This is a genomic window from Mesorhizobium sp. M1A.T.Ca.IN.004.03.1.1, from assembly GCF_003997555.1.
Lineage (GTDB): Bacteria > Pseudomonadota > Alphaproteobacteria > Rhizobiales > Rhizobiaceae > Mesorhizobium.
This window is the reverse complement of record NZ_RZTV01000247.1, coordinates 1-277: the sequence shown is the minus strand read 5'-3', so window position 1 is coordinate 277 and position 277 is coordinate 1. Positions and strand designations below refer to the sequence as shown.

Sequence of the window (277 nt, the reverse complement as noted above, 5' to 3'; positions counted from 1 at the left end):
AACCGCGAGCCAGAACCGCTCTAGCCGAGAATGGTCTTGTAGTTTTCCCTGATCTTGGCGATTGCGTCGTCGACGCTCATGTCGGGATCGCTCCAGAAGTTGAAGGCCACGTCCCAGATCGAGTTCTCCCAGTCGGCGTCGCTGATGGCATGCGGGTTTTGCACCTGATGCTTCGGATCGGCAACGATGCGGAGCACTTCCTTGGAGCAGGCATCGAGACTGTCCTGCGGCGCATCGAGGCGCACCGGCGTCGAGCCCTTGGCCTTGGCGAATTCCG

1 pseudogene is annotated in these 277 nt (G+C 60.6%); it reads right to left on the bottom strand.

The annotated features are described in order from the left end of the window. Positions 1-20: 20 nt before the first annotated feature. A pseudogene (locus tag EOD29_RS31550) lies at positions 21-277 on the bottom strand (carbohydrate ABC transporter substrate-binding protein); the annotation flags it as partial.